Origin of the sequence: Collinsella sp. AK_207A, assembly GCF_902501965.1 — a bacterium.
Classification (GTDB): domain Bacteria; phylum Actinomycetota; class Coriobacteriia; order Coriobacteriales; family Coriobacteriaceae; genus Collinsella.
The window spans coordinates 1-2,507 of sequence record NZ_CABWID010000013.1; the positions used below are offsets into that span (position 1 = coordinate 1).

Here is a 2,507-nt window from a genome sequence, read left to right on the forward strand (position 1 = left end):
CATCTCCACCATTCCTTCAACTGGGAAAATGCCGCCCCCGGGGCCCGGATAGGACCTCGGGGGCGTTCGGTTAACTGCGGGAGCGTGCCGTCAGCTCAATGTGTTCGGTTGGGATCGGAAATCAACCAGTGATCTTACTGAACATATGGCGCACCTTGTCCAGGCGGCTGTTTGGACGGCGGGGCTGGATGACTGGCTTGCCGACAGCGGCCTGATACCCTTTCAGTTCTGTAAGGCATACGCTCTGCCCGTTGGTGTAAAAGGCCAGATCAGTACGGTATGCCTGTATACAGCGGGCGGGAATCTCGCCAGTAAAGACAACTTCATCCTTTTTTACCTGGACCGTTTCGATGGTGGCACAGTATTTCGGTGCATCATGATAAGCCCTGGAAAGATATTCCCGGGGCGCATAGAGGGTGAAGGAGAGATAAGGTTCCAGCAGTTGCGTCCCTGATTCCTTCAATGCCTGTTCCAATACAATCGGGGCCAATGAGCGGAAGTCCGCCGGCGTGCTGACCGGACTGTAATAAAGCCCGTATTCAAAGCAAATCTTACAGTCCGTTACGTTCCAGCCGAACAAGCCCTGCTCCAGCCCGTAACGGATACCATCCCTGACAGCGTTTTGAAAACTCTGGTTCAAGTATCCCAGCGAAACCCGGCTCTCGTATTGTACACCGGAGCCAAGCGGGAGTGGTGTAACAGACAGTCCGATGGATGCCCAAAACGGGTTGGGCGGCACCTCGATATGGATGGTGTGGCTGGCTGCTTTGAGCGGCCGCTCCATATAAATGACGGTGGGTTCCTTTACCACTGTTTCAAGCTTGTATTTTTCCGACAGCAAAGCGGAAACAACCTCCAACTGCACCCGGCCCAAAAAAGAAAGAATGATCTCATGGGTGATGGAATCCACCTCGCAGCGCAAAAGCGGGTCAGTATCCGCAAGTTGCGTAAGAGCGTCCAGCAGCCGTTCTCTTTGCGCTGCCGTTTTCGGCGCAATCGACGTCCGCAGCATGGGGAGGGGGTCCTCACGCCACCTTTTACGAGGGAGCCGGGTTGGGTCCCCTAATACATCGTTTAACCTCACGCTGTCGCTGGGAAGGATAACAATTTCACCCGGATAAGCGGTGTCTGTCCGAACAATTTCCCCTTTGGATGGAATACGCATCTCTGTGATTTTCAGCTTTTCTCTCCCGGCCAGAGCCACCGTATCCCGCAGGCGCAGCGTTCCGCTGTATAGCCGCAAATAGATGAGCCGCTGGCCACAATCTGTATACTCCACCTTGAAAACGCTGCCGCATAGGGCGTCGCTCCCCTGTTCCCCAATCGGTTGGAACAGCCCTGTCACCGCATCCATCAACGGTTGAATGCCAAGGCCCTTTTTGGCGCTGCCATGATAGACCGGGAACAGGGAGGCGTCTTGAACCCGCCGCTGTTCCTCCTGCGCAAGTTCTTCCCGGCTGATTGGTTCTCCTGCGATATACTTTTCCAATAATTCATCGTTATTTTCGATGACCGCATCCCATGCTTCTATGTCGGTATTTTCCTCCAGGACTATTTCCGGGGACAGCGACACCGTCTGCTTGATGATAATATCGGCGGAGAGCTTATCCCGAACAGACTGATACACGCCCTGCAAATCAACGCCAGCCTGGTCGATCTTATTGATAAAGATAACGGTGGGAATGTCCATTTTCCGCAGGGCATGGAACAGAATACGGGTCTGGGCCTGCACACCATCTTTAGCGGAGATCACCAAGATGGCCCCATCTAAAACAGCCAAAGAGCGGTACACCTCCGCCAAAAAATCCATGTGGCCGGGCGTATCCACAATGTTGACTTTACATCTGTGCCACTGGAAGGAAGTGACTGCCGCTTGAATGGTAATCCCACGCTGCCGCTCCAAAAGCATGGTGTCCGTCCTCGTTGTCCCTTTTTCGACGCTCCCCGGTTCTGAAATGGCTCCGCTGGCATATAGCAGGCTCTCCGTCAAGGTTGTCTTTCCAGCGTCTACATGGGCAAGAATCCCGATATTGATAATGTTCATGTCTATCCTCCATACAAGGCCCAAATGGGCGCAAAAATCCCCAGCGGCTAATACTTTTACCGCTGGGGATCATGACTTCGGACAAACAGAAGTATGACGGCTTACATGAGCCGCTGTCCGTCACGATATTTACTAAAAAGGCAAAAGTATTCTTAAATTGGGTACAAAAACTAAGCCCCTGCAAGGGGCAATCATTTTTGCGCCCATTATCAAATTTTATTTAAGAATACCTTGCCGCATATTTGGTAGACTCCTCAAATCAGGTTAATAGCAGTATATCATAGTACACTCTAAAAAACAAGAAATTATTTTACCCGATTCCCCAAATAAATCAGGCCTTGATTATCAACTTTATCCGAACACCTCCCACATTCATCCGCACATGTGCGGATGAATGTGGGAACCCGATACCCTGAGGGCCGGATCGGCCGGCCCCGGGAGATCGGAGGACGGCATGTCCGGA

Annotated in this window: 1 protein-coding gene; it reads right to left on the reverse strand. The window is 52.2% G+C overall.

The features are described from left to right. Positions 1-121: 121 nt before the first annotated feature. Positions 122-2,044, reverse strand: coding sequence for a tetracycline resistance ribosomal protection protein Tet(W) (gene tet(W), locus GDJ97_RS03485; protein ID WP_063856422.1), 1,923 nt, complete (start codon positions 2,042-2,044; stop codon positions 122-124). Positions 2,045-2,507 lie beyond the last annotated feature (463 nt).